Here is a 26,080-nt window from a genome sequence, read left to right on the forward strand (position 1 = left end):
ATCAGGGCAATCCGTTTCTTCTGGATGATTTTTCGAGGCCTCCGGAATTCCCCGGCATTGTGCCAAGTCCGTGAGTTTTGCGCGCCCTTCATCATCGCCTGAAAAGAACCATGACTCGCTCCCCCGTCCGCGTGGCCGACCTGCCCGCGTTCGACACCCTCATCGACGCTCGCTCGCCGGCCGAGTTCGCGCTCGACCATATCCCCGGCGCCATCAACTGCCCGGTGCTGGACGACGAAGAGCGCCGCATCGTCGGCACGCTCTACAAGCAGCAGGGCGCGTTCGAGGCGCGGCGCGTCGGCGGCGCGATGGTGGCGGCCAACCTCGCGAAGCACCTGCGCGAGCGCTTCGCCGACCGGCCGCCCAACTGGAAGCCGCTCGTCTACTGCTGGCGCGGCGGCATGCGCAGCGGCTCGATGGTGACGTGGCTGCGCCTGGTCGGCTGGGACGCGCAGCAACTGTCCGGCGGCTACAAGAGCTTTCGCCATCACGTGATCGAGCAGATCGAGGCGCTCTCCCCTCGCCTGCCGCTGCGCGTGCTGTGCGGCGCCACGGGCAGCGCGAAGACCCGCATCCTGCAGGCGCTCGCCGCGCGCGGGGCGCAGGTGCTCGACCTCGAAGGCTTCGCCAGGCACAAGGGCTCGCTGCTCGGCGCGCTGCCGGGCACGCCCCAGCCTTCGCAAAAGGCCTTCGAGACCTGCGTCGCGCAGGTGCTCGACGAGATCGACCTCGCCCGGCCGCTCTACGTGGAAGGCGAAAGCCCGCGCATCGGCCGCATCGCCGTGCCGATTCCGCTGGTGGCGCGCATGCGTGCGAGCCCCTGCATCGAGATCGCGGCGACGCCGGAAGCGCGCCTGGCCTACCTGTTGCGCGACTACGCCTACCTGGGCGACGACGCCGAGGCGCTGGCCACGCAGCTCGGGCTGCTCAAGGAGTTGCAGGGCAACGAGACCGTGCAGCGCTGGCAGGCCTGGGCGCGCAGCGGTGAGCTCTCGCCGCTTTTCGCCGAGCTGATGGCCCTGCACTACGACCCGCTCTACGCGCGCTCGCAGGCGCAGCACTTCGCGTCGTGGGCCGACCGGCAGCGCGTCGAAGCAGAGGACCTCTCGGAGCCGGGCATCGACCGGCTGGCCGACGCGGTCCTTGCGCTCGAAGCGCCCGGCGCCGGCAAGCGCTGAATCTCAGCCCGGAGCCGACGGTTCGGCGCTTTCCTCCTCGCCGGCCGGCAGGTGGATGAGGCCGGTGCGCAGGTCGTACTCGAACACCTCGCCGTAGCGGCCCCACTCGATGGCGGTACGCAGCACACGCTCGGCGGTGGGTTCGTCCAGGCTTTCCTTCAGCAATTCGAGGAAAGGCTCCTGCGGCAGCTCGCCCGTCGGCGCCTGTTCCAGGCTGTGGCGGATGTGCGCAGCCAGCGGCACATGCGCGAGCAACTGCTGGCCCAGCAGTTGCTGCCGCAGCGTGTGCGCGCCGCCGACGTAGTGGCGCCCCAGTTCGGTGAGATGCAGATCCGCATCCGCGAGCTTCGCGAAGCCGAGCAGCGCGAGCGCCTGCGCGAGCGGCAGCAGGTCCTGGTCGGTGAGCTCGGTTTCCTCGGCGAGCTGCGGCAGGTCGGCGCGTCCATTGCGGTCGTCGTCGACCAGCATTTCCAAGAGCGCCTCCATGCGGCCGATATCCGCTTCGGGCAGGCGGTCGCCGAGATGCATGCGGGGCGGCTCCTCGGCGGCACGGCCGGCGGCAGGTGCGCGCTCGGTCATGAGCGCGTAGGCCTCGTCGATCAATGCGCGCACCTCGAGGCTGTCGGCATCGCGCGGCCGCGGCAGATGGATCGGCAGCTCGGCGCGCACCCGCCCGGGATCCGCCGCGAAGATCAGGATGCGGTCGGCCATCAGCACCGCTTCCTCGATGTTGTGCGAGACGATGAGCATCGCCTTGGTCGGCATCGCGCCGCTGCTCCACAGCTGGAGGATGTCTTCGCGCAGGCGCTCGCCGGTCAGCACGTCGAGCGCGGAGAAGGCTTCGTCCATGAGCAGCACCTCGGGCTCGATCACGAGCGCGCGCGCGATGCCCACGCGCTGCCGCATGCCGCCCGAAAGCTCGCGCGGCAAGGCGCCCTCGAAACCGGCCAGGCCGATCAGATCGATTGCCGCACTCGCGCGGCGTGCGCGCTCGGCCGGCGCGATGCCGCGCGCCTCCAGGCCGAGCTCGACGTTCTGCTGCACCGTGAGCCACGGAAAGAGCGCGAAGGACTGGAACACCATCGCGATGCCGCGCGCCGGCGCGTACAGCGGCTGGCCGCGATAGCTCACGCTGCCCCCGTCCGCGCCGATGAGGCCGGCCAGGATGCGCAGCAGCGTGGACTTGCCCGAGCCGGACTGGCCCAGCAGCGCCACGATCTCGCCCTCGGCGAGCCGGAAATCCACGCCTTCGAGCACCGCGCGCGCCACGCCGTCGGCCGAGCGGAACGACTTGCCCACGTCCTTGAGTTCGATGATGGCTTCGGCCATGCGATTTCCCCTCGAATCAGACCCTGGTCTCGGCTCGCTCATAGAGCCGGCGCCAGACGAAATGGTTCATGCCCATGACGAACACGCACATCACGCCGATGCCGAGCGCGATGCGCGGGAAGTCGCCGATCGCGGTCATGTGCGCGATGTAGCTCCCGAGGCCCGCCGCCTGCAGGGTGGTGTCGCCCCAGGTCACGTACTCGGCGACGATACTCGCGTTCCATGATCCGCCGCTGGCGGTGATCGCGCCGGTGACGAAGCTCGGAAACACTGCCGGCAGCAGGTAGCGGCGCCACTTGAGCCAGCCGCCGAGCCCGAGGTTCTCGGCCGCGTAGCGCAGCTCGGCGGGCACCGTCGATGCGCCCGCGATCACGTTGAAGAGCAGATACCATTGCGTGCCCAGCACCATCAGCGGCGCGAGCCAGATGTTCGGGTTGAGCTGCCAGCGGACGATGAACAGCACCGCCACCGGGAACATCAGGTTGGCCGGAAAGGCCGCCAGGAACTGCGCCACGCCCTGCAGCCGTCCGGCCCAGCGCGGATTCATGCCGATCCAGACGCCGATCGGCACCCACACCAGCGCCGCCAGCGCGATCAGCACCAGAACGCGCACGAGCGTGTAGAAGCCGAGCACGAACACATGCCCCACCTCGGCCCAGCCGACCTCGGTGTGGATGAAGCGCATGAGCCAGAACAGCGCCAGCAGCACCGCAGCCGCGATGGTGGCGTCCCACACACGCGCGACGGCCGGGTCGGGCGGCCGCGGGCGCGCCTTGATCGAGGTTCCGTCGAAGTCGAGCCGGAACAGCACCAGCGCGCGTTCGAGCGGCTGCATGGCCCCGATGATCATGCGCTTGACGCGGTCGGTGCGGCGCAGCCAGGTGAGCAGCCACGAGCGCGGGGCCTCCTCGGTGCTGCCCTCCTCGAAGCGGAACTTGTCGGCCCATGCGATCAGCGGACGGAAGAAGAGCTGGTCGTACAGCGTGATGCCGATCAGCATGCCGCCGATGGCCCAGCCGATCGCGCCGAGGTCGCGCGCCTCGATCGCCAGCGCGATGTACGAGCCCACGCCCGGCAGCTTGATGTTCTGGTTCGATACCGAGATCGCTTCCGAGGCGACCACGAAGAACCAGCCGCCGGACATCGACATCATCATGTTCCACAGCAGCCCCGGCGCCGCGAAGGGCAGTTCGAGCCGCCAGAAGCGCTGCCATGCCGACAGCTGGAACACCGACGACGCCTCGCGCAGTTCCGGCGGCACCGTGCGCAGCGACTGGTACAGGCTGAAGGCCATGTTCCAGGCTTGCGAGGTGAAGATCGCGAAGATCGCCGCGCATTCCACGCCGAGCAGGTTGCCGGGGAACAGCGCGATGAAGCCGGTGACCGTGATCGACAGGAAGCCGAGGATGGGGATCGACTGCAGGATGTCGAGCATCGGCACCAGGACCTTCTCGGCCACGCGGTAGCGCGTCGCGAGCACCGCGAACACGCAGGAGAAGACCAGCGACGCGCCGAGCGCGAGGAACATCCGCAGCGTGGTGCGCAACAGGTAGTACGGCAGCATCCACGGATCGAGGCTGATCGGCAGCGGCTGCCCGATCTCGTAGGGCCGGGCCATCTGCGCGCCGCCGTAGGCCAGCGCGAACAAGGTCGCGAGCACCAGGGGCAGCAGCGCCCAGTCCCAGCGGTTGCCGCCGGACGCGACCGCCTGACGCGGAAAAAAGCGTTTGTCGAGCATGTGCGGATCGAAGGGTCGTTTCACGGACCCTGTCCGCGCAGCGCGGATTGTCTCCTCGAAGCCGGCGGGAAGCTGACCCGCAACTGATTTTTTCTACAGCGGAAAGGCGTCGAGCCCCGCCTGCCCCTGCGGCGGCTCCACCGGCGTGTGGGCCACGTTCATCACCCAGCAGACCATCGCGAAGTAGCCGACGAGCGCACTGAGATCGACCACTGCGGGCTTGCCGAAGCGCGATTGCACCGCGGCGTAGGTGGGCTCGCTCACGCCGTTGTTTTGCAGAAGCTCCTGCGCGAAGTCGAGCGCGAGCTGCTCGTCTTGCGCCAGCGGTGCGGCGCGGCGGCCGAGCCGCAGGGCCTCGATCGCTTCGGCGCTGACACCGGCCTTGACCGCGGCCGCGGCGTGCACGACCCATTCGAACTGATTGCCGACATGCCTCGCGACCGCACAGGTCACCAGTTCGCGCACGCGGGCATCCAGCGGGCTGTCGAAGCGCAGGTATTCGCCCAGGCTGCCGATGCGCTCCATGAGCACGGGGCTTTGCAGGAGCGGGATGAAGGGGCCGAACACCGCCTTGCGCGGTCCGTCGATCAGCGCCTGCGCGGCCGCGCGCTGCGCCTCGGTCATCGATCCGGCCGCAGGCATCGGCAGGCGCTCGATCCAGGGGTGGGTGTGGCCTTGTTGAAGCACGTTGGGGTTCCTTTCTTTCATGCCATCGATCGGGGTTCGCGCACCAGCCACGCGGCGCTGCCCAGCAGCGCCACCGCGCCGACCGCCAGCGCGATGAAGAGCCCGCCGAAGCCCTGTGCCGAGCCGCTCAAGGCCGACGACAGGATCGGGCCCGCCATCTGGCCGATCGCGAAGGCGGCGGTCATGCGGCCGAGCGCACGGGTGGGGTCGCCGGGGGTGCGCGCCTTGGCCTCCTGCATGCCGGCCATGGTCGCGACCATGAAGGTGCCGCCGACCAGCAGCGCCGCCGCGAGCACGGTGAGCGCGGAAAGATGGATCACCGGCAGCAGGCATCCCAGCGCCATCAGCGCATGGCTTCCGGCGAGCACGCGGCGCCGCGGGACGTGCCCCAGCACCGCCGCCGCCAGCAGCGTCGAAACCGCTGCCGCCGCGCCGAACACCGGCCACGCGGCACCGAAGACCGAAGGATCGTCGACCACCGCACGCGCCAGCACCGGCAGGAAGGTCGCCGGCAGGATGTAGCCGAAGCCGAGCATGCCGTAGCTGAGCACCAGCCCCCAGGGCACGGTGCCCGATGCGGTCGCGCCGTCGCCCGCACGCGGCGCCGCGGCGGCGGTTGCTGCATCGCGCGGCATCAGCGCCGCGACGATCGACAGCCCCACCAGCGCGAGGATGCCGAGCTGGATCCAGAGACTGTCCGGCGCCGCGCCCGCCGCACCGGCACGCCAGCAGTAGAGCCCGGCGAGCGCAATGCCCGCGCCGACGCCCGCATAGAGAAGGCCGGCGCCCGACGGCCGCGCAAGCCGCGCCAGCCACGCGAGGCACCAGACACTGGTACTCACGAGCGCCCACGCACTCGCAGCACCCGCGACGAAGCGCAGCACCAGCCAGAGAGCGACCGAGCCCGACCAGCCCATTGCCGCGGTGGAAATCACGATGATCGCGAGCGATACGAGCCCCACACGCTGCGGCGTGAGCGGCAGGCGTGCCGTGGTCAACGCACCGAGCAGATAGCCCGCGTAGTTGGCCGCCGCAAGCCAGCCGCCCGCCGCGACGTCGAGGCTGCCGGTGCGGATCATCAACGGCAGCATCGGCGTGAAGGCGAAGCGGCCGATGCCCATCGCGATCGCCAGTGCCAACAGGCCGGCGACGCAGACGGACAGGTAGGAAGGCCGCGACATGGTGAGGGAGGGATTCGACATGGCATGTCATTAGACGCAGAATGCGGGTCGGCCACAAATGAATTATTCAGAACGATCATTCCTTTTATGAGAACCATCGACCTGGACTCCCTGGAGATCTTCCGCACCGTCGTGGCGGAAGGCGGCGTGATCCGCGCGGCGGACAAACTCAACCGCGTGCAGTCGAACGTCACGACGCGCATCCAGCAGCTCGAGGAACGGCTCGGGCACAAGCTGTTCCATCGGCAGGGCCGCACGCTCGCGCTGGCGCCGGCGGGCCACAAGCTGCTGCCCTACGCCGACCGGCTGCTGCGCCTCGCGGACGAGGCCGAGTCCGAGCTGCGCAGCGACCTGCCGCTCGGCACCTTCCGGCTGGGTTCGCTCGAAAGCGCCGCGGGCAGCCGGCTCCCGCCGGTGCTTTCGCGCTTCCACAAGCTCTATCCGGGGGTGGTGGTGGAACTGGTCAGCGGGACCACGGGCGCGCTGCTCAAGCGCGTGAACGGCTTCGAGATCGAGGCTGCGTTCGTGTCCGAGCCCTTCTCGCCGGCCGGACTGGAATCGCTGCCGGTGTTCGAGGAAGAGCTGGTGCTGGTCACCGCGCTCAGCGTGACCTCGGTGACGCGCCCGGGCGATCTCGCGAACTCGACGCTGATCGCGTTCGCGCAAGGCTGCTCGTACCGCCGCCTGCTCGAACAGTGGCTCGGCAAGGGCGGCGTGTCGCCCTCACGCTCGCTGGAGTTTTCGTCCTATCAGGCGATGATCGCCTGCGTGGCTGCCGGCACCGGCTTCGCGATCGTGCCGGTGTCGGTGCTCAAGGCGCTGCGTGCCACGGCGGATGTCCGCCAGCATCCCCTGCCGGAACGGATGCGGCACAACCGGACGCACCTGGTGTGGAAGGGAACGCCCTCGGTGGCGCTCGCGCGCTTGATCGAGATGCTCAGGAAGCCTTAGCCGGCGGCGCGACACCGCGCCGCGTGAGCTAGCCAGGCGCGCGCCCCGGCTCACCGCAATCACGCGGCAACTGGAGGAGGAAGAACGGAGGCGAATCGGGCCGGGTGCGCTCGAGCAAGGGCTTGGCAACGTTGTAGACAGGCGTTCCATTGACAGTGCGGGCTTCGAGCGCTCCGCGATGCGCATGTCCGTGGAAAACCGCATCGACTGGATAGCGCAGCAGCGGCTCCTCCAGCCGGCTGCTGCCCAGGAACGGGAAGATCTCCACCGGCTCGCCTTGCACCGTGCCGGAGACGGGGGCGTAGTGCAGCAGCGCGATGCGCTGCCGTGTGCGCAGCTTGGCCAGCGCAGCCTCCAGCTTCATGGACTCGTTCAGCGCCTCCTGGACGAACAGCTTGATCGCGGGTTCTCCCCAAGCGCCCAGCGAACCGCGTCCGAATCCGCCGGCGAAGCCCTTCACGCCGGCAATGCCGACGCCTTCGATCTCGCAGGCCGTGCCGTCGAGCACCCGGACGCCCACCTTCGTCAGCGCTTCGACCACCTGCTCCGGCACGCCGGACTCGAAATCATGATTGCCCAGGACCGCGACGATGGGGACAGGGACGGAAGTCAGCTCCTGTGCCAGCACCTGGGCCTCCGCGGCGGTTCCGTAGTCGGTGAGGTCGCCGCACAGGAGCAGCGCATCCGCCTGCTCAGCCGCCTGCTCGAAGAAGGCGCGCAGCGTGCCGGCCGAATCCTTTTGGACGTGGAGATCGCCGACCGCCGCGAACCGGACATGAGAAGAAGATTTGGGACCATGCATGGGCGTCCAGCAATGCAAGTGCAGTTGCAACGAGATTGGGCGTTGATCGGTGAGGTCGCCGTCGGCTTCATCCCGCAAGGTCCGTAGGCCCCAGCCGACGCAGGGTGGCGCCTCGCGCTGCACGGCCCATGGCTGGGCAGGCTTACCGTCTGCGAATGAAGTGTTCCATCGCGCCAGCGCCGTCGCTCGGAGCTGAACTCGACCCTTCCGTGGCCGACTTCTATCGGCGCGTTCTGTCTGCCTTGACGAGCGCCCGCATTCCCTTCCTGGTGGGCGGCGCTTTCGCTCATGCCTGCCACACCGGGATCCGACGAGCAACCAAGGACCTGGATCTCTTCATTCGCCGGGCGGACTACGAGCGCATCGCACGGGTGGCGCTGCATCACGGCTGGCAGGCAGACCTGGTCTATCCGCATTGGCTGGCCAAGATCCGGAGCGGCCCGCAGTTCATCGATCTGATCTTCAACTCGGGCAATGGCCTCGCCCCTGTCGACAAGCACTGGTTTCACGCGAACTCCCGCACCGACATTCTGGATGTCAGGGTGCGCATCGCGAACGTCGAGGACGTGCTGCTTTCCAAGGCGTTTCTGATGGAGCGCGAACGCTTCGACGGAGGAGATGTCGTTCACCTCCTGCAGACCCATGCCGAGCGGATTGATTGGGAACGACTGCTGGCCCGATTCGGGCCGCACTGGCGGGTGCTGTTGGTGCACCTGATCTTGTACGGCTACATCTATCCCGGCGAACGCCATCGCATCCCGGGATGGGCAATGCGCAGACTCACGGCGCACCTGAGCGATGAAATACGCGATCCGCCCACCTCGATCGAGCATGTCTGCCGGGGCACCTTTCTGTCGCGCGAGCAGTATCTCTACGACATCGAGCAGTTGGGCTACCGGGACGCACGCCTCGCCCGCGCCGGCAGCATGACGAAGCGGGAGGTGGCCGAGTGGACCCAGGCCATTCCCGCCGAGCACGTAGGCCACGGATCGCCGAACACCTAGCCCCACCCTGTAGAGCGAGCAAAGGACCATGACTTCATTCAATCAACTCGTCCGCGGATTGGCCCGATGCCGACCCCATCGCGAATCTTCGGAGTCCACCCCATCGGCTGAATCACCTGTCGCGTTCGCCAGTCTCTTCGATCTCGTGCGCTCATCGGCAGGACGAGAACAGATCGGCGAAGTCTGTGAAGACTGCAAGACGCTCAACCGTCGCGGCGCGTACTACTGCAAAGCCTGCTTGCACAAGCTGCCGGCCTACTACGAGTCGGCAGACGCGTGGTTGCCGTTGATGATCTGGCGCCGCCGCGAATTCGAGGGAGGCCGAACCGGTGCCTGGGATTTCGCCGCGGTCTGGGTGGTGCTGAGCTTGCTCGTGCTGATCACCGCCTTCAGCCCAGCCGGCGGTTAGCCACGTTGGTGTGCGACTCGGTTCAACCCAGTCAGAGCAGTCCGTCAACGGATCGAGTTCCTTTCCGCGCTTGTGGCCGGGCGGGCGCCCGAAGATTCGAAGTCAAGGAGACTACCCATGGACACGATGACCCCCCAAACCTGGATCCTTGTCGCGATCGTCGCGGCCGTTGCGCTGATTGCGTTGGCCGCCTACGGTTTCTATCGCAGCAGACAGTCGCAGCGATTGCGGGCCCGCTTCGGTCCCGAGTACGACCACGCCGTCGAGACACACGCCAGCCGGGCCAAGGCGGAAGCCGAGCTGCAGCGCCGGGAGGCTCGGGTCGAGCGCCTGGCGATCGTCCCGCTCACCTCCGAGGATGCCGCGCGCTTCCATGCCGCATGGACTGCGCTGCAGGCCGACTTCGTCGACAACCCGCGCTGGGTAGTGGAAAAGGCCGATGCGCTGGTGCGCGAGTTGATGGCCAAGCGCGGCTATCCGCTGGCGGATTTCGAGCACCGCGCCGCGGACATTTCGGTCGATCACCCTGCCGTGGTCAGCCACTACCGCGCAGCGCAGGACATTCGCCGGCGCAATGTCGATGGCGAAGTCGACACCGAGGAACTGCGCAAGGCCGTCGTTCACTACCGTGCGCTCTTCGATGAATTGCTGGAAGTGCGTGAGCAGCGAACGGGCGCAACGCCGGTGCAGTCGATACGGGCCGCCCGGCCGATGGAGGTGCGATCATGATTTTCGATTCCAAGCGCAGACAGTCCGCCCAGCTCGAAGCGGAAGCCACAACGCTCGCCGAGGCACCGCGCCCCGCGAGATCCACCGCGCCGGACGACGTGCGCAGCTCGCCCACGGGTGCAAGCGGGGCTGCCGAACTGGAGGTCTATCCGGTGGATGAGTCGTCATCCGATCGCACGGTCGAGACGCCGGATGCCGGCTTCGATGACAGGCCCGGTGCGCCGCACGGCAACTCCGATGAACTGGAGCCGCTCTTCGCGACAGACGTCGCCGGGGACTTCCGTCGCGACTGGGACGCGGTGCAGATCGGCTTTGTCGACGACCCCCGCAAGGCGGTGCACGACGCGGACGACCTGGTGAACCGGGTCTTGAAAAACTTGACCGAGACCTTCACGAGAGAACGCAGTCATGTCGAGGCGCAGGTCGCGCAGGCGGGCCCGGTCTCGACCGAGGATCTGCGGGTCGCCTTGCGGCGCTATCGCTCGTTCCTGCACCGCCTGCTGTCGCTGTAGCGGGGCTCGGCGGGGCTTCAGTGGTCCTGCGTCCTAGCCTCGCCGCTCCTTCGACAGAACGACAGTCTCAAAGAGCTCGTAGTTCGGCGTTGGCGCCTTGTCGGCGCCGGGCGCATGGTAGTAGCGGATGGTGATCGACGTCTTTCCGCCGTGCGTGCCCGGGTCGAGGTCGAAGACGGCGATGCCGTACCCGGTGCCGGTGTCGCGTCGCGCGGACCAGATGGCGTCTTCGACCGCGTCGGCGCCGGCGCGGATGTACACACCCGCCGAGGCGCCCGCCATCGGGCGATTCGACTTCGTGAAGACCTTGGCCTGCGGCTTTCCGTTGGTTGCGTTCACGCCGTAGCTGTCCAGCGGCGCGCTGGTGCCGCCGCCGCCGAGGATCAGGTGAACCGTTCCGCGGCTGGTGTCGAAGCTGCCGTCCGCGGGGTCGGCCGTGACGACCGGGTTCGGCTGGCAGGTGTCGACCGCGGCACCCGTCGCCGCATCCCGGCCGACCCCGTGGTTGCAACCGCGCACGGGCCAGCTGCGCTCGTAGTCGTGGTCATGGCCGCAGACCACCAGATCGACGCCATAGCGGTCGAAAAGCGGCAGCCAGGTCTCCCGGATGCCCTTGTCGGAACCGTTGCCGGTTTTCGAGGAGCTGAGCGCATCCTGGTGCATCTGCACGACGATCCAGTCGATGTCGCCATCCCGCGCCCCGCGCGCCAGCGTCTCTTCGAGCCAGCGCGTCTGCGCGCCGTTGCTGTAGCCACGGATGTACTTCGAGGTGCCGGCCTCGATCGGTGCATTGCCCGTGCTGGGCGCCGGTTGCAGCGCGGCAGGGCCGGCGACGAACGGTCCGCCGTCCTGGTAGATCACGTCGTCGGCCGACAGGGAAATGAAGAGCACGCTGCCGACGCGGAAGCTGTACCAGCGGCCGGCGAACGGCGTTCCGTTGTCGGGCAGTGCGTAGCGCGTCAGGTACGACTCGAAGCCCTCTGCGCCGTTGTTGAACTCGATCTCGTGGTTGCCCGGGCACGGCATCCACGGACGCAGCGCCGCCGAGGCCTGGTTGTTCCTGCCGAAGTCCGCCCAGACCGAGGGCTGAGCGGCGGGATTGAGGTTCGCATAGCAGAGGTCGCCGTTGAGCAGATGGAAGAGCGGCTCGAAACGCTCCACGGCCTGCACCGCATACCGGCTTTGCAGCGACGAGAGAACCCAGCTCGTGACCGGGGTCGCGAGGTCGCCGTAGCTGGTCCAGCGGAAAGGCTGCCTGCCCCTGGGCGCGTTCCGGAAGCTGCCGACGAAGGGCTTGGCGTAGTTGCCGTCGTTGTCGGCCGTCACCGTGTAATGGACGGCCGCATTCGGCACAAGCTCGTCGAGAAGGGCGTGGTAGGTGAACACGGTCTGGCCGTTGAGCCCGTCGGTATAGGTCCGCTGGACCGCCAGGACCGTGCGCTCCCTGCCGGCGGAGTGCCCGAAGCGGACCCGCGGATTCACGGCCTGCGCCGCCGAGGCCCATGAGACATAGACGGCGGTGCACGCGTGATTGCCCCAGGTCAGGTGGATCTGCTCCGGCGTGCCGTCGGCCGTTGCCGCCGCGGCGTCCGTCGGCAGTGCCAGCGGCGATGCGGCAGCCGCCAGGCCCGCCGCGCCGGCGCCCTTGAAGAATCCGCGGCGGGAGATCGGCGCGCCTGCGTCGCTGGCGTCGTCGTTCGATGCGTGTTGAGTCATGTGACCTCCTGGTGCGGTGCATCCTAGGAGGCGCGCATGCTGTTTTGATGACACCGCTCCTGGCGGTGCCGCGACCCTTCTTTCTACTTCTTGCCGTTCTCCGCCTCCTGCAGCAGCCGCCACATCACCTTGCCGCTGCCGCTCTTGGGCAGCGCATCGACGAACTGCACCGCGCGCGGGATCTTGTAGACCGCCATGTTCTCGCGGCACCAGTCGATGATCTGCTGCTCGGTGGTGTCCTTGTGCGTCGGGCGCAGCACCACCACCGCCTTGACGGATTCGCCGCGATAGGCGTCCTTGGTGGCGATGACACAGGCCTCCTGGATCGCGGGGTGCTTGAACATCAGCAGTTCGACCTCGGCCGGCCAGACCTTGAAGCCGCTCGCGTTGATCATGCGCTTCAGGCGGTCGGTCATGAAGAAGTAGCCGTCCTCGTCCATCCGGCCCATGTCGCCGGAGCGGAAGAAGCGCTTGCCCTCGAACTCGACGAAGGCGGCTGCCGTCGCATCGGGCCGCTTCCAGTAGCCCTGGAAGACCTCGGGGCCGTGGGTGATGATCTCGCCCGATTCGCCGATGGGCATTTCCTGCAGCGTGTCGGGGTCGACCACGCGCGAATCGGTGCTCATGTAGGGAATGCCCAGGCACTGCTGCTTCGGGTTCTCGAACGGATTCGCGTGCGACGGGGCCGCGGTCTCGGTCAGGCCGTAGCCTTCCTGGTACTTGAGGCCGAACTGCTCCAGGAGGCGCTGCGCGACCGCCTGCGGCATCGCCGCGCCGCCGCCGCCGATGTAGGTGAGGCTGCTCAGGTCGTAGTTCGCGAAGTTCGGGCTGGCCATCAGGTCGATGACCATGGTCGGTATGTTGGTCCAGCTCGTGACCTTGCGGCGCGAGATCAGCCGGCCGGCCGTATCGCGGTCCCAGCGCGGCATGATGACCAGCGTGCCGCCGAAGACGATGGTGGTGTGCATCACGCTCACCACGCCGGTGATGTGGAACATCGGCACCACCGCCAGCACCACCGCCTCGGACGACCCCAGCCCCCAGATCTGGCCGGCGAAGGCGTTGTGGTTCAGGCTCGAATGGTGGTGGATGCAGCCCTTGGGCAGGCCGGTGGTTCCGCTGGTGTAGGGCAGGAGCGCCATGTCGTTGGCGCCGACCACGTGCTCCGGCGCGGGGTGGCCGGCGTTCATCGCGTCGGACCAGTGCATCGTGGCGCCGCCCTGCAGCTCGGGCAGCGGATGCCGCGTCAGCAGCCAGTCGCGCCAGGCGGGCGGCGGGGCCTCGTCGCCGGTCACCTGCGGATCGAAGGTGTCGGTGAACTGCGTGACGATCATGTGCGCGAGCCGGTCCTTCGCCTCGAGCGCGTTGCTGGCCTTGGCCAGCTCGGGCGCGAGGTCGCCGGTGGTGATGGCGACCTTGGCGTCGGGATCGGTGATGTAGTGCTTGAGCTCCTCGGCCCGGTTCATGGGATTGACCGGCACCACCACCGCATTGGCGCGCAGGATCGCGAAGTGCGCGATCACGAGCTGCGGGCAGTTCTGCATGTCGAGGACCACGCGGTCGCCGCGCCTGACGCCCAGGGCGTGCAGCGTGCCGGCCAGGCGCTCGGTCTGCGCCGCGAATTCACGGTAGCTGATCTCGCGGCCGAAAAAGACCAGCGCGGGCTTGTCGGGGAAGCGCTCGGCGTTGGTCTTCAGGTTGTGCCACAGCGAAGTGGCGGGGACGGTGATCGAGCGAGGCAGGCGCTGTGGCCAGAACTTGTAGTGCGGTCGTTCCATACGGTCTCCAAACAGGCCGGAAGCCTACGACGCCGCGCGGCAGTGCAGCATCGGGGAAGCCCCGAAATCGTCGCATGGGCGACTCCGAAAGATGCAATTTTTTGTTGACCGGCCGCCGGCGGCTGACAGACGACGCGGCCGATCTGCCGTACAACGGCAGGCTCCGTTCAACCCATTCGCGAAGGAGTTCACATGCCAGCAGACAAGCGCGCAACCGTTCACTGGGAAGGCGCCGGCAAGACCGGCAAGGGGCAGATCAGCACCGAGACCGGTGCGCTCAAGGACTACCCCTACGGATTCGCCAGCCGCTTCGAGGACGACAAGCGCGGCACCAATCCCGAGGAAATCCTCGGCGCCGCCCACGCCGGCTGCCTGACGATGGCGTTCGCGTTCGCGCTCGAAGGCGCGGGTTTCACCGCGAAATCGATCGACACCAAGGCGGCGGTGCGCCTCGCGCAGGATGGCCCGGGCTTCAAGATCGACCGCATCCAGCTCGAACTGGAAGCCGCGATCCCGGGCATCGACGAAGCGAAGTTCCAGCAGCTCGCCGCCGGCGCGAAAGCCGGTTGCCCGCTGTCGAAGGCGCTGGCGAGCGTTCCGGAGATCACGCTGAAGGCGACACTCAAGAGCTGAGCCCGTCGCCTGGCGCCACCAGCTCGTCCACCATGGCGCGCATCCGCCGCCAATGCGAACCCTCCCAGAAGACGCGCCGGCACGTATCGCAGGTGCTGAAACGCTGGTAGCGTTCGCGCACCATCGCCGGCAAGGTCGAGGCGACCAGCGACTTGTCGATCTCGCGCAAGGGCGTGTTGCAGTCCAGGCATCGCGTGAAGGGCCGCACTCCGCGCGCGAGGTCGAGTCGACCAAAGACCTCGCGCAACTGTTGTGCAGACTGCAACGCATGCACGTAGCAGCCATGCGTGATGCCCCGGCGCTTGAGCAGCTCTCGATCTCGCGTCAGCACGATGCGTCCTTGCGCGCCAGAGATGCGCTCGATCTCTTCGTCACGAAAATGGTTGTCGTACAGCGTGTCGAACCCGGTCATGCGCAGCAAGTGCGCGAGGCCGCCCAGATGCGCGTCCGCGACGAAACGGGTCACGCGCAATGCACGCGCGCGAACGCGCAGCACCGGCGTGATGTCGAGGGCTTCGAACTGCGGAAAGACGGCTACGCGGTCGCCGTCGCGCAGCAAGGTCTCGAAGCCGACCGACTCGCCGTTGACCAGGACCAGTTCGACCTCGGTATGCGGTACGCCGAGCGCCTCGATCATGTGCTTGGTGGTCGCCATGCGCGCGCACCGGCAGCGGAACTCGCGTCCTCGCCGCTCACGCGCGAGAAAGTCGTTCAGCTCCTCGTAGAACCGGAAGGTCGCCGTGACCATCACACTGCCGGTCAGCGCGTCCCGTCAGCTGCCGTCAGAGCTCCGCGGTCTTGGAGAAGGACCCGTGTGGCTGGGCGCGCATCAGCGCATGGAACTGCTCGTGCGACATCCGCAGCAGCTGCTCGTGGTCGCCACTTTCCATATAGACAACGTCATTGGCTTCCAGTTCGTCATCGACGATGGTCGGCAGCCCCCATGCCATTCCGACTGCCGGTATCGCGCCGGGGTCGCAGTCATCGAACAGCTCTGCGATCCGGGCCTCGCCGGCCAGCTTCAGCCTGCGGCGACCGACAAAGCGCGAGAACTCCCCGAGCATGACCAATTTGTCGGCGGGAACGACGGCCATCACGCAGCCTTCTTCGTCCTCGAGGATGACCGATTTGGCCAGTCGACCCGGGCTGACATTGGCGCAGCGTGCGGTCTCCAGGCTGCTATGGCTGTGTGCGTGCGTGGTGACCTCGTAGCGTGTGCCACGCTGGTCAAGATAGCTGGAAAGGTGGGAAGGAATGGACATGGCAATCCTCCTTGTGCGAAAACACGGCGAGGTCGCCGTCCCGTCAGTTTGCTCCCAGCGGCTGGGGATCGCAAATCGGGCCCTGTTTATGATCCCTCGCGCAACGAGGAGACAGGCACCATGAACATCGCCCGCAAGGCCATCGCGGCCGCAATGTGCATCGCGGCATCGGCCGCGGCCTTTGCGGCCTACCCCGAGAAGCCGATCAAGATCATCATCGGCTTCCCGGCCGGCGGGCCGCTCGACCAGCACGCCCGCCTGCTCGCCGACAAGCTGCAGGCGGCGCTGGGCCAGCCGATCATCATCGACTACAAGCCCGGTGCGGGCGGCTCCGTCGGCGCCGAGGCAGTGGCCAGGAGCCCGGCCGACGGCTACACGCTGATGCTCGCCAACACCGGTGTGGCAGTGATCAACGGCGCGCTCTACAGCAAGCTGCCCTACGACACGCTGAGGGACTTCACGCCGATCGCGCGCACCGCGATGCAGCCGCTCGCGCTGCTGGTAACGCCGTCGCTGCCGGTGGCGAACCTGCACCAGTTCATCGATTACGCCCGCGCGCGGCCGGGGCAGATCAACTACGGCTCGGCAGGCAACGGCGGCATCAGCCACCTGGTGCCCGAGATGTTCAAGAACGCGACCGGCATCTACATGGTCCATATCCCCTACCGCGGCAGCGCGCCGGCCTTCACCGACCTGATGGGCGGGCAGGTTCAGTTCATGGCCGAATCGATCCCGCAGGCGGCCAGCTACCACAAGCAGGGCAAGGTCCGCGCGATCGCCGTGACGAGCGCGAAGCGCAATCCCGCGCTGCCCGACGTGCCGACGGTGATCGAGTCCGGCGTGAAGGGCTTCGAGGTGGTCGGGTTCTACGGCTTCCTGGCGCCGGCCGGCACGCCCAGGGACGTGGTCGCCAAGCTCAGCGACGCCTTGCGCCAGGTGCTCACCAGCCCCGAGGTGCGCGACCGCATGGTGAGCCAGGGCGCCGACCCGGCCTTCATGGGCAGCGAGGAGTTCGCGAAGTTCCTCGCCACCGAAACGCCCCGCTGGGAGAAGGCGGTGAAGGCCTCCGGCGCCCGGATGGACTGAGCCGGCACAGCTCTTGCGTACGGTCGGCGGAGCAATTCCACCGACCTATTCAGGAGCCATGCCATGCAATTTTCCAAGCGCCGGTTCGCGGCGATCCTCGCCGCCGCCGCACTGCTCGCCACCGGCGCCGCGCACGCGCAGAACGCGCTCGACCACATCCTCAAGGCCAAGGTCATCAAGATCGCCGTGCCGACCGACTACCCGCCCTACGGCTCGGTCGACAAGACCATGACGCCGCAGGGCCTGGACATCGAGATGGCGCAGCTCATCGCGAGCAAGCTCGGCACCAAGGTCGAGCTGGTGCCGGTCACCAGCGCCAACCGCATTCCCTATCTGCAGACGCGCAAGGCGGACCTCGTGATCTCCACGCTCGGCAAGAACGCGGAGCGCGAGAAGGTGATCGATTTCTCCGCCGCCTACGCGCCCTTCTTCCAGGCGGTTTATGCCTCGAAGAACCTCGGTATCAAGAGCTTCGCCGACCTGGGCGGCAAGAGCATCGCGGTGACGCGCGGCGCGATGGAAGACCAGGAGCTCGCCAAGGTCGCGCCTGCGAACGTCGACTACAAGCGCTTCGAGGACAACAACGCCACCATCGCCGCCTTCGTGGCCGGCCAGACGCAGACGCTCGCCACCAGCGCCGCGGTCGCGGGCGACATGATGCAGAAGAACCCGCAGCTCGGCGCCGAATACAAGCTGCTGCTCAAGGACAGCCCCTGCTTCATCGGCATCGCCAAGGGCGAGGACGCGCTGAAGGCCAAGGTCAACGAGATCATCGCCAACGCGAAGAAGGACGGCACGCTCGACGCCATGGCGAAGAAGTGGCTCGGCCGCCCGGCGGGCGACCTGCCGGTCTGACCGGTCCCTCGAATGGGCATCGAATTCGACTTCGGCGCGGTTCTCGGCCAGTGGCCCCTGCTCGCCAGGGGCGTGCTGTGGACGCTCGGCCTGACCGCGATCGCAACGGTCATCGGCATGGTGGTCGGCATCGCCTGCGCCTGGGCGCGCGCCAGCGGACCGGCATGGCTGCGCTGGATCGTGGGCAGCTACGTGGAACTGATCCGCAACACGCCGTTCATCGTGCAACTCTTCTTCATCTTTTTCGGGCTGCCGGCGGCGGGCTTCAAGCTCTCGCCCGAAGTCGCCTCGGTGATCGCGATGGTGATGAACCTCGGCGCCTACGCGACCGAGATCATCCGCGCCGGCATCGAGGCCACGCCGCGCGGGCAGATCGAGGCGGCCGTGAGCCTCGCGCTCAACCGGGTGCAGGTGTTCACGCGCGTGGTGCTGCCACCGGCGCTGAAGAAGGTGTGGCCCGCGATGGTGAGCCAGATCATCATCGTGATGCTCGGCTCGGCGGTGTGCAGCCAGATCTCGACCGAGGAGCTGAGCTACGCGGCGAACCTGATCCAGAGCCGCAACTTCCGCGCCTTCGAGGCCTTCATCATCGCGACGGCGATCTACCTCGCGCTGTCGGTGGCAGCCCGGCGGCTGCTCAACTGGGCCGGCCCGCGCTGGTTCTTCGGACGGTGAGGCGCGGATGAACGATTTCTCCATCTGGGACATCCTGCGCAACCTGCTGATGGCGCTGCGCTGGACGGTCGTGCTGTCGCTGATCGCCTTCGTGGGCGGCGGCGCGGTCGGCGCGGCGCTGCTCTTCCTGCGGCTTTCGGGCGGGCGCGCGGCAGAGCGGCTGATCGGCGTCTATGTGCAGATCTTCCAGGGCACGCCGCTCCTGATGCAGCTCTTCCTCGCCTACTTCGGCATGGCGCTGTTCGGTGTCGATGTCTCGGCATGGGCCGCCGCGTCGGTGGCGCTGACGCTCTACACCAGCGCCTTTCTCACCGAGATCTGGCGCGGCTGCGTGGCGTCGATCCCGAAGGGCCAGTGGGAGGCCGCCGGCAGCCTCGCGCTCGGTTTCGGCGAGCAGATGCGGCACGTGATCCTGCCGCAGGCGGTGCGCATCGCGGTCGCGCCGACGGTGGGCTTCCTGGTGCAGGTCATCAAGGGCACCGCGCTCGCATCGGTGATCGGCTTCGTCGAACTCACCAAGGCGGGCAGCATGATCTCGAACGCGACCTTCCGGCCGTTCGTGGTGTTCAGCTGCGTCGCCCTGCTCTATTTCGTGCTGTGCTTCCCCGTGAGCCTGTACGCCAAGAATCTGGAGAGGAAATTCCATGGCGCTCGTCGCTGAAGCTCCCGCGCCGGCAGCCGTGCCGGCCGCCGCGCCCATCGTGCGCATCACCGCGCTGCGCAAGTCCTACGGCAGCAACGAGGTGCTCAAGGGTATCGACCTCGACGTGAAGCGCGGCGAAGTGATCGCGATCATCGGCAAGAGCGGCTCGGGCAAGAGCACGCTCCTGCGCTGCATCAACGGCCTGGAGGTGTTCCAGGAAGGCTCGCTCACCGTCGACGGCAAGCCGCTCCTGCACGAGAGCGCGATGGCGATGCGCGACCTGCGCCAGCACGTGGGCATGATCTTCCAGAGCTTCAACCTGTTCCCGCATCTCTCGGTCGGCCGCAACGTGATGCTCGCGCCCACGCTGGTGAAAAAGCGCAGCCGCATGGAAGCCGCGTCGCAGGCGCGCAAGCTGCTCGCGCGCGTCGGGCTGGCCGAGAAGTTCGATGCGATGCCCGACCAGCTCTCGGGCGGCCAGCAGCAGCGCGTCGCGATCGCCCGTGCACTGGCCATGGAACCGGCCGTGCTGCTGTGCGACGAGATCACCTCGGCGCTCGATCCCGAACTGGTGGGCGAAGTGCTGCGCGTGGTCGAATCGCTCGCCGACGAAGGCATGACGCTGCTCATGGTGACGCACGAGATGAACTTCGCGCGCAAGGTGAGCGACCGCGTGATCTTCATGCACCAGGGCCGGGTGCACGAGATGGGAACGCCCGAGGCGCTGTTCGGCAACCCCCGGACGCCCGAATTGAAACAGTTCCTTTCGTCGCTGAACGACTGAGCGGCCGAACGGACCCGGGCGGGAACCCGCCCGTCTGTGGCAAGCTCGGAGCGGTATGCGCTACCGCTCCCCCCTCCCATCCCGCCGTCTGGTGCTGCGCGCGCTGCTGGGCGCTGCGACGCTGCCCGCGTCGTTCGCGGCCATGGCCGGCTTCAACTTCTTCACCAGCGAATACACCGCGAGCCGCGAGGAACTGCAGGCACAGATCGCCAGGCACTTCCCGGTGCAGAAGCGCTATGCGGACATCTTCACCGTGAGCCTGAGCGATCCGCAGCTCGGACTCGACGGCGACAAGAACCGCGCTGCGATCACCGCGGCGCTCACGATCACCAGCCCGCTGCTGCGCCCCTCGACCGTGCTGGGCGTTGTCTCGGTCAGCAGCGCGCTCAAGTACGATGCGCCCGCGCGCGCCCTGCGGCTGGACCAGCCCCAGGCGGAGCGGCTCGAACTGCAGGGCGTGACGGGCCGCGATGCCGAACGCCTGCAGCGGATCGGCGCCGTCGTCGCGCAGGAACTGCTGCGCGACCAGCCCCTGCGCACCTTCACGGCCGAGGAGCTCACCGTTGGACGCAAGACTTACGAGATCGGAGCCATCACCGTGCAGAACGACGGCATCACCGTAGAGCTCAAATGAAGCTCACCGCGCTCATCGCGGCGACGGCGCTCATTGGCGGGTGCGCGGCGCCGGCACCCACACCCCGGCCCGCCATCGACCTGCAGGCGCATCGCGGCGGTCGCGCGCTGATGCCGGAGAACACGCTCGCCGCGTTCTCGAATGCCATCGGCATGGGCGTGACCACGCTCGAGCTCGACATCGGCCTCACGGCCGACGACGTGGTGGTGATCTCGCACGACACGGTGCTGAACCCGGACCACACACGCAACGCGCAAGGCGATTTCCTGCCTGCGAAGGGACCGGCGATCCGCACGCTGACGATCGCGCAGCTTCAGACCTATGACGTGGGCCGCATCGACCCGCGCAGCGACTACGGCAAGCCGTTCCCGAAGCAGCGGGTCCGCGACGGCGAACGCATTCCGACGCTGGCCTCGCTGTTCGAGCGCGTGCGCGCGGCGGGCGCGGACCAGGTGCGCTTCAACATCGAGACCAAGGTCGATCCCACGCGGCCCGACGAAACCGCGTCGCCCGAGCAGATGGTGCGGGCGCTGCTCGCCGAGATCGACAAGGCCGGCATGGCGCAGCGCGTGACCATCCAGAGCTTCGACTGGCGCACGCTCGCGCTGGTGCGCGATGCGGCGCCGCAGATCCAGCGCGCCTATCTCACGACCGCCCGCACGCTGAGCGACAGCCGCTGGACCGCGGGCCTGCGCTTCGAGGATTTCGGTTCCGCGCCGCGCCTCGTGAAAGCCGCGGCCGGGAGCGGTCCGGGCCAAGTCATCTGGTCGCCAGCGTTCAAGGACCTCACGCCCGATCTGCTCAAGGAAGCGCACGCGCTCGGCCTGCAGGTGTTGCCGTGGACCGTGAACGAGCGCGCGGACCTGATCCGGCTGATCGACTGGGGCGTGGACGGCATCATCACCGACGACCCGGCGATCCTTCGCGACGTGATGAGCGAGAAGAACATGCCGCTGCCGCCGCGCGGCCGCTGAAGCCTCACACGTGGCGCGTGGCCCGCGCGCGCGGCGGGTCGGGCGGCGATTCGCGATCGGCGCGCGCGTGCAGCGTTCCGATGATGTGGCACTCGGCATCGGTGCCGTCGCAGCAGTCGCGCAGCGCGATCAGGTCCTTTTCGAGCGAGCGCAACTCGCGCAGGCGCTCGCGCACATGGCCCAGGTGCGCATCGAGCGTCACGCAGGCGGCGTCGCAATCGGCCTTGCTGCGCAGGTCGAGCGCGAGCAGCGTGCGCACTTCGTCGAGCGACATGTCCATCGCCCGGCACAGGCGGATGAAGCGCAGCCGGTGCACGTCGGCATCGCTGTAGACACGGTAGCTGTTGTCGGCGCGCCCCTGCGGCGTGATCAGCCCTTCTTTTTCGTAGTAGCGGATATTCGCGGCGCTCACGCCGCTGCGCGCGGCGGCATCGCCGATGCGGTAGACGGCCCCGGCGGCCTGGCTTGCGTCCGGCATGGTCATACTTCGGTCTGACATCGATGCCGCCGATGGTCGCAGCACGCGCGGATCACGGCAACTCGCGAACGGAATTTGTCCCGAGTTACACCGGACTTCTGTGGATAACGTTGTGAGTTGCACGAGGACAGCAGGTGCTGCAGGTCCATTCCATGCGGGTTGCGGCTGAGTTGCCTGCAAATGAGGCACATGAACAACCATAATCTTCGGATGCCCGATTCCTCCCTTTCCCCAGACCCGAACGGGGGCGCCATCACCGACGTCGCCGGCATCGAGGTCGGCCATTTCACCGACACGCGCCGCCCCACCGGCTGCACCGTGATCCTGGCCCGCGAGGGCGCGGTGGCCGGTGTGGACGTGCGCGGCGCCGCACCCGGCACGCGCGAGACCGATCTGCTCGCACCGGGCAACTTCGTGCAGCAGGTGCATGCGGTGCTGCTCGCCGGCGGCAGCGCCTGGGGCCTGGCCGCAGCCGACGGCGTGACGCGCTGGCTCGAGGAACGCGGCGTCGGCCTCGACGTGCGCTACGGAACGCTGCCGATCGTTCCGTCGGCCGTGCTGTTCGACCTGCCGATCGGCGATGCGCGCATCCGGCCCGATGCGGCGGCCGGCTATGCGGCGTGCCAAGCGGCCTCGTCGGTGGCACCCGCGGAAGGCAATGTCGGCGCCGGCAGCGGCGCGCTGGTGGGCAAGCTGTTCGGCGTGCATCGCGCAATGAAGGGCGGCATCGGCACCGCCTCGGTCACGGTCAACGGCGTCACGGTGGGCGCACTGGTCGCATGCAATGCGCTCGGCGACGTGGTCGACCCCGACACCGGCCAAGTCGTCGCCGGCGCCCGCACGGAGGACGGCCATGCCCTCCTCGACACGCGCCGCGCGCTGCTGCGCGGCGAGCTGCCGCAGCCGCTGCTCGCGGGCACCAACACCACGCTGGGCGTGGTCGCGACCGATGCGGTGCTGACCAAGGTCCAGGCGAACCGGCTCGCGACAGCGGCCCACGACGGGCTCGCGCGCGCGATCAATCCGGTGCACACGATGAGCGACGGCGACACCCTGTTCGCGCTCGCGACGGGCCGCGTGCCGCTGCAGGGCGACGCGCCGGGCATGACGGTGCTGAGTGCACTGGCCGCCGAAGTGGTGGCGCGCGCGACCTTGCGCGCGGTGCGTGCGGCGCGCAGCGTGCGCACCGCCGAGGCTCACTTCCCCTCTGCGGCGGACCTCGCCTGAAGCAGCTTGCACGCCAGCGCGGGCAGGTACACCACGGCGATGAGCAGGACGACGCCGAAGCCGGCGCTCAGCAGCAGCTGGAAAGGCGACATGAGCGGAAACAGGTCCTGCGCCGCGATGAGCAGCAGCATCGACAGCGCAAGCGAGGCCACAAGCATCTTGCCCAGGAGCAGGAGATGAGTCTTGAGGTTCGTCATGGTGCCTCTATTGGGCCCTGTGCGCTGCACTGCATCAATACGACGTGCGTCAGTGTCGAAGGCCTAGTCTTTCTGGCTGAATGCGCTATGTCTTGCGCGCCGCCTGCGAGCGCTTTGTAACGAACGCTGCGTCAAACCCACAGAAAATGCCGAGCCCATGCCTCAAGCCATCCGACTCTTTCTTCTCTCGATCCGCGATCTGATCGTCTCCGCCGGCCCGGTGGTCTTTCTCGTCATCGGTTTGCTCGTCGCCGCGTACTGGTGGCTCCAGCCGCAGCCGCCCAAGCACGTGACGCTGGCGACCGGCCCCGCGGGCAGCGCCTACGCGGCGTTCGGCAAGCGTTACTCGGACGCGTTCAGGTCCAGCGGCATCGAGGTGATCCAGAGCCCGACCGACGGCTCACTCGACAACCTGCAACTGCTGCGCAGCGGCAAGGCCGACGTGGCGTTCGTGCGCGGCGGCAGCGCCGACCCGGCGAAGGACGAGGAAGCCGGCCTGATCTCGCTGGGCGGCCTGTTCTTCGAGCCGCTCTGGTTCTTCTACCGCACCGACGCGGCGCGCGAGATCGACCGCAAGGCGGCGAGGCTCACGTCGCTCACGCAGTTCAGGGACCTGCGCATCAACGTCGACAAGGCCGGCAGCGGCGTGCCGGACCTCATGGACAGGATGTTCCGCGCCAACGACATGAATCCCGCGAAGCTGAACATCTCGCACCTCGAACAGCAGGCCGCCACCGAGGCGCTGTTGGGCGGGATGGTCGACGTGATCGTGCTGGCTTCGGCGCCGGAGTCGCCCCTGGTCCAGCAGTTGCTCCGCTCACCCGATATCCGGCTCATGGATTTCGTTCAGAGCGATGCGTACTCGCGTCGCTTCCCCTTCCTGCAGCCTGTGACGCTGCCGCGCGGCGTGGTCGACCTCTCCACCGACCTGCCCTCGCGCAACGTGACCTTGCTGGCCGCTGCGACCTCGCTGCTGGCACGCGAAGAGACCCATCCGGCGATCCGGCAGCTCTTCGCGCAGAGCGCGCAGTCCATCCATGGCGGCGCGGGCTGGTTCAACCGCGCGCGCGAATTCCCGAACACGCGCACCAGCGAGCTGCCGGTCAGTCCCGAAGGCGACCGTGCGATCAACGGCACACCGCCGTTCTGGCAGCGCTACCTGCCGTTCTGGGCCAGCAACCTGATCGAGCGCATGTGGCTGGTGCTCGGCGGTCTGCTGGTCCTGATGCTGCCGCTCAGCCGCGTCGTGCCGCCGCTCTACCAGTTCCGGGTGCGGCGCCGGGTGTTCCGCTGGTATGCACGGCTGCGCGACGTCGAAAACAAGCTCGTGGCGCACAAGGGCGAGCGCGATGCGCTCCTGAAGGAGCTCGACGACCTCGACCGCATGGTCAACAAGGTGGCGGTGCCGCTGTCGTACGCCGATGAGCTCTACGCCCTGCGCAACAACATCGATGCGGTCCGCAAGCGGGTGCTGGCAGGCGCGCCGCCGGCCGGCGGGGCCGCGATGCCCTCGTCCCGACCGGCCTGACTCGCGTTGCTAGGCCTTCGGACCGAACGCAGGCGGCGGTGCTCCTTCATCGCGGCGCTGACGGCGAGCCCGAACACGCTCTCGCGGATCGGCTTGGAGGCGAAGCGGAAGATCTGCACCCCGTCGAGCAGCCCCAGGATGCGATCGAAGTCGGATGGATTGGCCATCATCACGGTGGTCGTGGCCGGATGGTCCTCCTTCAGCACGCGGAACAGCTTGCCGACGTCCATGCCGCCGACCTGCGCTGTGCACACGACCACGCCGATCTCGTGTGCCGCCAGCAGTTCGAGCGCCCTGGGAATGCTGGCCGCGCTCCGGACCGCGAAGTGATCGCCGACGAGGCTCGCGATCGCGCGGCGGTCTTCGGCGTTCTCGTCGATCACGAGCACGCCCGACGGGCGATTCGCGGCGAGCGGTTGCGCCATGTCGACGCTCGCCGCGGCGTGCGTCGACACGGCTCGCGCAGCGACCACGGCTTCGAGCACGGCGCGCTTGAGTTCCTCGGGATTCCAGGGCCTCTTCACGAAGCGGAAGACGTCGCCCGCCTTCAGCGAACCGACGAGCGCGGCGAGTTCCGCATAGCCCGCCACCAGCAGCCGGATCGTCGAGGGCGAGCGCCTTCGGACCTCCGCCAGCAACTCGGTGCCGCGCATGACCGGCATCCGCTCGTCGCTCACGATCACGTCCACCGGGTGGGCATCGATGATCTCCAGGGCCGCGGCTCCGGAGCTCGCGGTGTACACCCTGTACGCGCCGCGGAACATCATGCTCACGAGATTGATGACCCTCGGGTTGTCATCGACGAACAGCAAACTGGCCTTGCTTTTCATTTCTTCTCTTCTCCCTTGCCGCGAAGGCCCTCGCCGGGCCCACGAGGCACGCGGTGACGGGAGAGGTCGCGACCGGAGAAATATAGCGTCCGGCCTCCGAATTGCCGTCGGCACTCGTCCTACCGTCAGCCGGAAAAGTCTCTTTCGCCCGAGTGGGCTTCACGACGCTAGCCCGAACTTTGGGCACATGAAGTAGCTGGAACCCAAGCATGGCGCGGGTTCCAGCTATTTTTTGCCTCGTTTGTGTAGCCATGTAAATT

Annotated in this window: 28 protein-coding genes; 16 read left to right on the top strand and 12 right to left on the bottom strand. The window is 67.8% G+C overall.

What is annotated here, in order from left to right; translation table 11 throughout:
- The first annotated feature begins 110 nt into the window (after positions 1–110).
- A complete protein-coding gene (mnmH, locus tag VAR608DRAFT_RS31825) occupies positions 111–1,178 on the top strand; it encodes a tRNA 2-selenouridine(34) synthase MnmH (RefSeq protein WP_088957697.1) in 1,068 nt (355 codons plus the stop codon).
- A gap of 3 nt (positions 1,179–1,181) precedes the next feature.
- On the opposite strand, the gene VAR608DRAFT_RS31830 is transcribed toward mnmH, so the two are convergent.
- From VAR608DRAFT_RS31830 to VAR608DRAFT_RS31845, 4 genes are all read right to left on the bottom strand, one after another.
- Positions 1,182–2,507, bottom strand: a complete 1,326-nt coding sequence (locus VAR608DRAFT_RS31830) for an ABC transporter ATP-binding protein (RefSeq protein ID WP_088957698.1) — start codon at positions 2,505–2,507, stop codon at positions 1,182–1,184.
- A gap of 16 nt (positions 2,508–2,523) precedes the next feature.
- Entirely contained in the window at positions 2,524–4,245 is a 1,722-nt protein-coding gene (locus tag VAR608DRAFT_RS31835; RefSeq protein ID WP_088959089.1) for an ABC transporter permease, read from the bottom strand.
- 93 nt (positions 4,246–4,338) lie between these two features.
- Positions 4,339–4,953 (bottom strand): carboxymuconolactone decarboxylase family protein, encoded by a 615-nt coding sequence (locus tag VAR608DRAFT_RS31840; RefSeq protein WP_088957699.1) that lies wholly within the window; start codon positions 4,951–4,953, stop codon positions 4,339–4,341.
- Complete coding sequence (locus tag VAR608DRAFT_RS31845) at positions 4,950–6,134, bottom strand: YbfB/YjiJ family MFS transporter (protein WP_088957700.1); 1,185 nt, start codon at positions 6,132–6,134, stop codon at positions 4,950–4,952. The genes VAR608DRAFT_RS31840 and VAR608DRAFT_RS31845 overlap by 4 nt, the downstream gene beginning before the upstream one ends.
- Positions 6,135–6,200: 66 nt before the next feature.
- Between VAR608DRAFT_RS31845 and VAR608DRAFT_RS31850 the strand changes: the two genes are divergently transcribed.
- Positions 6,201–7,064, top strand: coding sequence for a LysR family transcriptional regulator (locus VAR608DRAFT_RS31850; protein ID WP_088957701.1), 864 nt, complete (start codon positions 6,201–6,203; stop codon positions 7,062–7,064).
- A gap of 28 nt (positions 7,065–7,092) precedes the next feature.
- Here the strand turns inward: VAR608DRAFT_RS31850 and VAR608DRAFT_RS31855 are convergent, their stop codons facing one another.
- Positions 7,093–7,866: a metallophosphoesterase family protein gene (locus VAR608DRAFT_RS31855; RefSeq protein WP_088957702.1), complete on the bottom strand. Its 774-nt coding sequence runs from the start codon at positions 7,864–7,866 to the stop codon at positions 7,093–7,095.
- A gap of 209 nt (positions 7,867–8,075) precedes the next feature.
- Between VAR608DRAFT_RS31855 and VAR608DRAFT_RS31860 the strand changes: the two genes are divergently transcribed.
- The 4 genes from VAR608DRAFT_RS31860 (at position 8,076) to VAR608DRAFT_RS31875 (ending at position 10,520) form a co-directional block, all read left to right on the top strand.
- Positions 8,076–8,870 carry a nucleotidyltransferase gene (locus VAR608DRAFT_RS31860; RefSeq protein WP_231973032.1) on the top strand — a complete coding sequence of 265 codons (795 nt, stop codon included), beginning with the start codon at positions 8,076–8,078 and terminating at the stop codon, positions 8,868–8,870.
- 28 nt (positions 8,871–8,898) lie between these two features.
- Positions 8,899–9,279, top strand: a complete 381-nt coding sequence (locus VAR608DRAFT_RS31865) for a hypothetical protein (protein ID WP_157731171.1) — start codon at positions 8,899–8,901, stop codon at positions 9,277–9,279.
- A gap of 117 nt (positions 9,280–9,396) precedes the next feature.
- Complete coding sequence (locus VAR608DRAFT_RS31870) at positions 9,397–10,008, top strand: hypothetical protein (protein WP_197700437.1); 612 nt, start codon at positions 9,397–9,399, stop codon at positions 10,006–10,008.
- A complete protein-coding gene (locus VAR608DRAFT_RS31875; protein ID WP_088957705.1) occupies positions 10,005–10,520 on the top strand; it encodes a hypothetical protein in 516 nt (171 codons plus the stop codon). The genes VAR608DRAFT_RS31870 and VAR608DRAFT_RS31875 overlap by 4 nt, the downstream gene beginning before the upstream one ends.
- Before the next feature lie 33 nt (positions 10,521–10,553).
- Here VAR608DRAFT_RS31875 and VAR608DRAFT_RS31880 read toward each other — a convergent pair whose 3' ends face one another.
- Both VAR608DRAFT_RS31880 and VAR608DRAFT_RS31885 read right to left on the bottom strand, forming a co-directional pair.
- The gene (locus tag VAR608DRAFT_RS31880; protein ID WP_088957706.1) at positions 10,554–12,236 is read right to left on the bottom strand and encodes a purple acid phosphatase family protein; all 1,683 of its coding nucleotides are present in this window, start codon (positions 12,234–12,236) and stop codon (positions 10,554–10,556) included.
- A gap of 83 nt (positions 12,237–12,319) precedes the next feature.
- Complete coding sequence (locus VAR608DRAFT_RS31885; protein WP_088957707.1) at positions 12,320–14,014, bottom strand: long-chain fatty acid--CoA ligase; 1,695 nt, start codon at positions 14,012–14,014, stop codon at positions 12,320–12,322.
- A 192-nt stretch (positions 14,015–14,206) separates the two neighbouring features.
- On the opposite strand from VAR608DRAFT_RS31885, the gene VAR608DRAFT_RS31890 reads away from it, so the two are divergent.
- The gene (locus tag VAR608DRAFT_RS31890) at positions 14,207–14,647 is read left to right on the top strand and encodes an OsmC family protein (protein WP_088957708.1); all 441 of its coding nucleotides are present in this window, start codon (positions 14,207–14,209) and stop codon (positions 14,645–14,647) included.
- Here the strand turns inward: VAR608DRAFT_RS31890 and VAR608DRAFT_RS31895 are convergent.
- Together VAR608DRAFT_RS31895 and VAR608DRAFT_RS31900 are read right to left on the bottom strand one after the other, a co-directional pair.
- Positions 14,637–15,395, bottom strand: coding sequence for a Mut7-C RNAse domain-containing protein (locus VAR608DRAFT_RS31895; protein WP_088957709.1), 759 nt, complete (start codon positions 15,393–15,395; stop codon positions 14,637–14,639). The genes VAR608DRAFT_RS31890 and VAR608DRAFT_RS31895 overlap by 11 nt on opposite strands.
- 34 nt (positions 15,396–15,429) lie before the next feature.
- Positions 15,430–15,909, bottom strand: coding sequence for an aminoacyl-tRNA deacylase (locus tag VAR608DRAFT_RS31900; protein ID WP_088957710.1), 480 nt, complete (start codon positions 15,907–15,909; stop codon positions 15,430–15,432).
- 120 nt (positions 15,910–16,029) lie between these two features.
- On the opposite strand from VAR608DRAFT_RS31900, the gene VAR608DRAFT_RS31905 reads away from it, so the two are divergent.
- The 7 genes from VAR608DRAFT_RS31905 (at position 16,030) to VAR608DRAFT_RS31935 (ending at position 21,560) form a co-directional block, all read left to right on the top strand.
- The gene (locus VAR608DRAFT_RS31905; RefSeq protein WP_088957711.1) at positions 16,030–16,995 is read left to right on the top strand and encodes a Bug family tripartite tricarboxylate transporter substrate binding protein; all 966 of its coding nucleotides are present in this window, start codon (positions 16,030–16,032) and stop codon (positions 16,993–16,995) included.
- A 63-nt stretch (positions 16,996–17,058) separates the two neighbouring features.
- Positions 17,059–17,850: a transporter substrate-binding domain-containing protein gene (locus VAR608DRAFT_RS31910; RefSeq protein ID WP_088957712.1), complete on the top strand. Its 792-nt coding sequence runs from the start codon at positions 17,059–17,061 to the stop codon at positions 17,848–17,850.
- Between the two features lie 12 nt (positions 17,851–17,862).
- Positions 17,863–18,525, top strand: a complete 663-nt coding sequence (locus tag VAR608DRAFT_RS31915) for an amino acid ABC transporter permease (protein WP_088957713.1) — start codon at positions 17,863–17,865, stop codon at positions 18,523–18,525.
- 7 nt (positions 18,526–18,532) lie between these two features.
- Positions 18,533–19,186 (top strand): amino acid ABC transporter permease, encoded by a 654-nt coding sequence (locus VAR608DRAFT_RS31920; RefSeq protein ID WP_088957714.1) that lies wholly within the window; start codon positions 18,533–18,535, stop codon positions 19,184–19,186.
- Positions 19,170–19,952, top strand: a complete 783-nt coding sequence (locus tag VAR608DRAFT_RS31925; RefSeq protein WP_088957715.1) for an amino acid ABC transporter ATP-binding protein — start codon at positions 19,170–19,172, stop codon at positions 19,950–19,952. The genes VAR608DRAFT_RS31920 and VAR608DRAFT_RS31925 overlap by 17 nt, the downstream gene beginning before the upstream one ends.
- Before the next feature lie 55 nt (positions 19,953–20,007).
- Positions 20,008–20,586 (top strand): DUF1439 domain-containing protein, encoded by a 579-nt coding sequence (locus tag VAR608DRAFT_RS31930; RefSeq protein WP_088957716.1) that lies wholly within the window; start codon positions 20,008–20,010, stop codon positions 20,584–20,586.
- Positions 20,583–21,560 (top strand): glycerophosphodiester phosphodiesterase, encoded by a 978-nt coding sequence (locus VAR608DRAFT_RS31935; protein WP_088957717.1) that lies wholly within the window; start codon positions 20,583–20,585, stop codon positions 21,558–21,560. The genes VAR608DRAFT_RS31930 and VAR608DRAFT_RS31935 overlap by 4 nt, the downstream gene beginning before the upstream one ends.
- Positions 21,561–21,564: 4 nt before the next feature.
- Here the strand turns inward: VAR608DRAFT_RS31935 and VAR608DRAFT_RS31940 are convergent, their stop codons facing one another.
- Positions 21,565–22,038, bottom strand: coding sequence for a Cd(II)/Pb(II)-responsive transcriptional regulator (locus VAR608DRAFT_RS31940; protein WP_088959090.1), 474 nt, complete (start codon positions 22,036–22,038; stop codon positions 21,565–21,567).
- 210 nt (positions 22,039–22,248) lie between these two features.
- Between VAR608DRAFT_RS31940 and VAR608DRAFT_RS31945 the strand changes: the two genes are divergently transcribed.
- On the top strand, positions 22,249–23,265 hold the full coding sequence (locus VAR608DRAFT_RS31945) for a P1 family peptidase (RefSeq protein ID WP_088957718.1): 1,017 nt from the start codon (positions 22,249–22,251) through the stop codon (positions 23,263–23,265).
- Here VAR608DRAFT_RS31945 and VAR608DRAFT_RS31950 read toward each other — a convergent pair.
- A complete protein-coding gene (locus VAR608DRAFT_RS31950; protein WP_088957719.1) occupies positions 23,235–23,462 on the bottom strand; it encodes a hypothetical protein in 228 nt (75 codons plus the stop codon). The two genes, VAR608DRAFT_RS31945 and VAR608DRAFT_RS31950, sit on opposite strands and share 31 nt — an antisense overlap.
- A gap of 157 nt (positions 23,463–23,619) precedes the next feature.
- Here VAR608DRAFT_RS31950 and VAR608DRAFT_RS31955 point away from each other — a divergent pair, with 157 nt between their 5' ends.
- Positions 23,620–24,990, top strand: a complete 1,371-nt coding sequence (locus tag VAR608DRAFT_RS31955) for a TAXI family TRAP transporter solute-binding subunit (protein WP_088957720.1) — start codon at positions 23,620–23,622, stop codon at positions 24,988–24,990.
- Here VAR608DRAFT_RS31955 and VAR608DRAFT_RS31960 read toward each other — a convergent pair.
- Entirely contained in the window at positions 24,891–25,820 is a 930-nt protein-coding gene (locus VAR608DRAFT_RS31960) for a response regulator (protein WP_088957721.1), read from the bottom strand. The genes VAR608DRAFT_RS31955 and VAR608DRAFT_RS31960 overlap by 100 nt on opposite strands.
- Positions 25,821–26,080: the final 260 nt, after the last annotated feature.

The sequence above is a fragment of the Variovorax sp. HW608 genome (assembly GCF_900090195.1).
Classification (GTDB): Bacteria; Pseudomonadota; Gammaproteobacteria; order Burkholderiales; family Burkholderiaceae_C; genus Variovorax.

Bases quoted from the DNA above. Each gene is read 5' to 3' on its own strand.
- mnmH (WP_088957697.1), top strand. From the start codon at position 111: ATGACTCGCTCCCCCGTCCGCGTGGCCGACCTGCCCGCGTTCGACACC.
- VAR608DRAFT_RS31830 (WP_088957698.1), bottom strand. From the start codon at position 2,507: ATGGCCGAAGCCATCATCGAACTCAAGGACGTGGGCAAGTCGTTCCGC.
- VAR608DRAFT_RS31835 (WP_088959089.1), bottom strand. From the start codon at position 4,245: ATGCTCGACAAACGCTTTTTTCCGCGTCAGGCGGTCGCGTCCGGCGGC.
- VAR608DRAFT_RS31840 (WP_088957699.1), bottom strand. From the start codon at position 4,953: ATGAAAGAAAGGAACCCCAACGTGCTTCAACAAGGCCACACCCACCCC.
- VAR608DRAFT_RS31845 (WP_088957700.1), bottom strand. From the start codon at position 6,134: ATGTCGAATCCCTCCCTCACCATGTCGCGGCCTTCCTACCTGTCCGTC.
- VAR608DRAFT_RS31850 (WP_088957701.1), top strand. From the start codon at position 6,201: ATGAGAACCATCGACCTGGACTCCCTGGAGATCTTCCGCACCGTCGTG.
- VAR608DRAFT_RS31855 (WP_088957702.1), bottom strand. From the start codon at position 7,866: ATGCATGGTCCCAAATCTTCTTCTCATGTCCGGTTCGCGGCGGTCGGC.
- VAR608DRAFT_RS31865 (WP_157731171.1), top strand. From the start codon at position 8,899: ATGACTTCATTCAATCAACTCGTCCGCGGATTGGCCCGATGCCGACCC.
- VAR608DRAFT_RS31870 (WP_197700437.1), top strand. From the start codon at position 9,397: ATGGACACGATGACCCCCCAAACCTGGATCCTTGTCGCGATCGTCGCG.
- VAR608DRAFT_RS31875 (WP_088957705.1), top strand. From the start codon at position 10,005: ATGATTTTCGATTCCAAGCGCAGACAGTCCGCCCAGCTCGAAGCGGAA.
- VAR608DRAFT_RS31880 (WP_088957706.1), bottom strand. From the start codon at position 12,236: ATGACTCAACACGCATCGAACGACGACGCCAGCGACGCAGGCGCGCCG.
- VAR608DRAFT_RS31885 (WP_088957707.1), bottom strand. From the start codon at position 14,014: ATGGAACGACCGCACTACAAGTTCTGGCCACAGCGCCTGCCTCGCTCG.
- VAR608DRAFT_RS31890 (WP_088957708.1), top strand. From the start codon at position 14,207: ATGCCAGCAGACAAGCGCGCAACCGTTCACTGGGAAGGCGCCGGCAAG.
- VAR608DRAFT_RS31895 (WP_088957709.1), bottom strand. From the start codon at position 15,395: ATGGTCACGGCGACCTTCCGGTTCTACGAGGAGCTGAACGACTTTCTC.
- VAR608DRAFT_RS31900 (WP_088957710.1), bottom strand. From the start codon at position 15,909: ATGTCCATTCCTTCCCACCTTTCCAGCTATCTTGACCAGCGTGGCACA.
- VAR608DRAFT_RS31905 (WP_088957711.1), top strand. From the start codon at position 16,030: ATGAACATCGCCCGCAAGGCCATCGCGGCCGCAATGTGCATCGCGGCA.
- VAR608DRAFT_RS31910 (WP_088957712.1), top strand. From the start codon at position 17,059: ATGCAATTTTCCAAGCGCCGGTTCGCGGCGATCCTCGCCGCCGCCGCA.
- VAR608DRAFT_RS31915 (WP_088957713.1), top strand. From the start codon at position 17,863: ATGGGCATCGAATTCGACTTCGGCGCGGTTCTCGGCCAGTGGCCCCTG.
- VAR608DRAFT_RS31920 (WP_088957714.1), top strand. From the start codon at position 18,533: ATGAACGATTTCTCCATCTGGGACATCCTGCGCAACCTGCTGATGGCG.
- VAR608DRAFT_RS31925 (WP_088957715.1), top strand. From the start codon at position 19,170: ATGGCGCTCGTCGCTGAAGCTCCCGCGCCGGCAGCCGTGCCGGCCGCC.
- VAR608DRAFT_RS31930 (WP_088957716.1), top strand. From the start codon at position 20,008: ATGCGCTACCGCTCCCCCCTCCCATCCCGCCGTCTGGTGCTGCGCGCG.
- VAR608DRAFT_RS31935 (WP_088957717.1), top strand. From the start codon at position 20,583: ATGAAGCTCACCGCGCTCATCGCGGCGACGGCGCTCATTGGCGGGTGC.
- VAR608DRAFT_RS31940 (WP_088959090.1), bottom strand. From the start codon at position 22,038: ATGCCGGACGCAAGCCAGGCCGCCGGGGCCGTCTACCGCATCGGCGAT.
- VAR608DRAFT_RS31945 (WP_088957718.1), top strand. From the start codon at position 22,249: ATGCCCGATTCCTCCCTTTCCCCAGACCCGAACGGGGGCGCCATCACC.
- VAR608DRAFT_RS31950 (WP_088957719.1), bottom strand. From the start codon at position 23,462: ATGACGAACCTCAAGACTCATCTCCTGCTCCTGGGCAAGATGCTTGTG.
- VAR608DRAFT_RS31955 (WP_088957720.1), top strand. From the start codon at position 23,620: ATGCCTCAAGCCATCCGACTCTTTCTTCTCTCGATCCGCGATCTGATC.
- VAR608DRAFT_RS31960 (WP_088957721.1), bottom strand. From the start codon at position 25,820: ATGAAAAGCAAGGCCAGTTTGCTGTTCGTCGATGACAACCCGAGGGTC.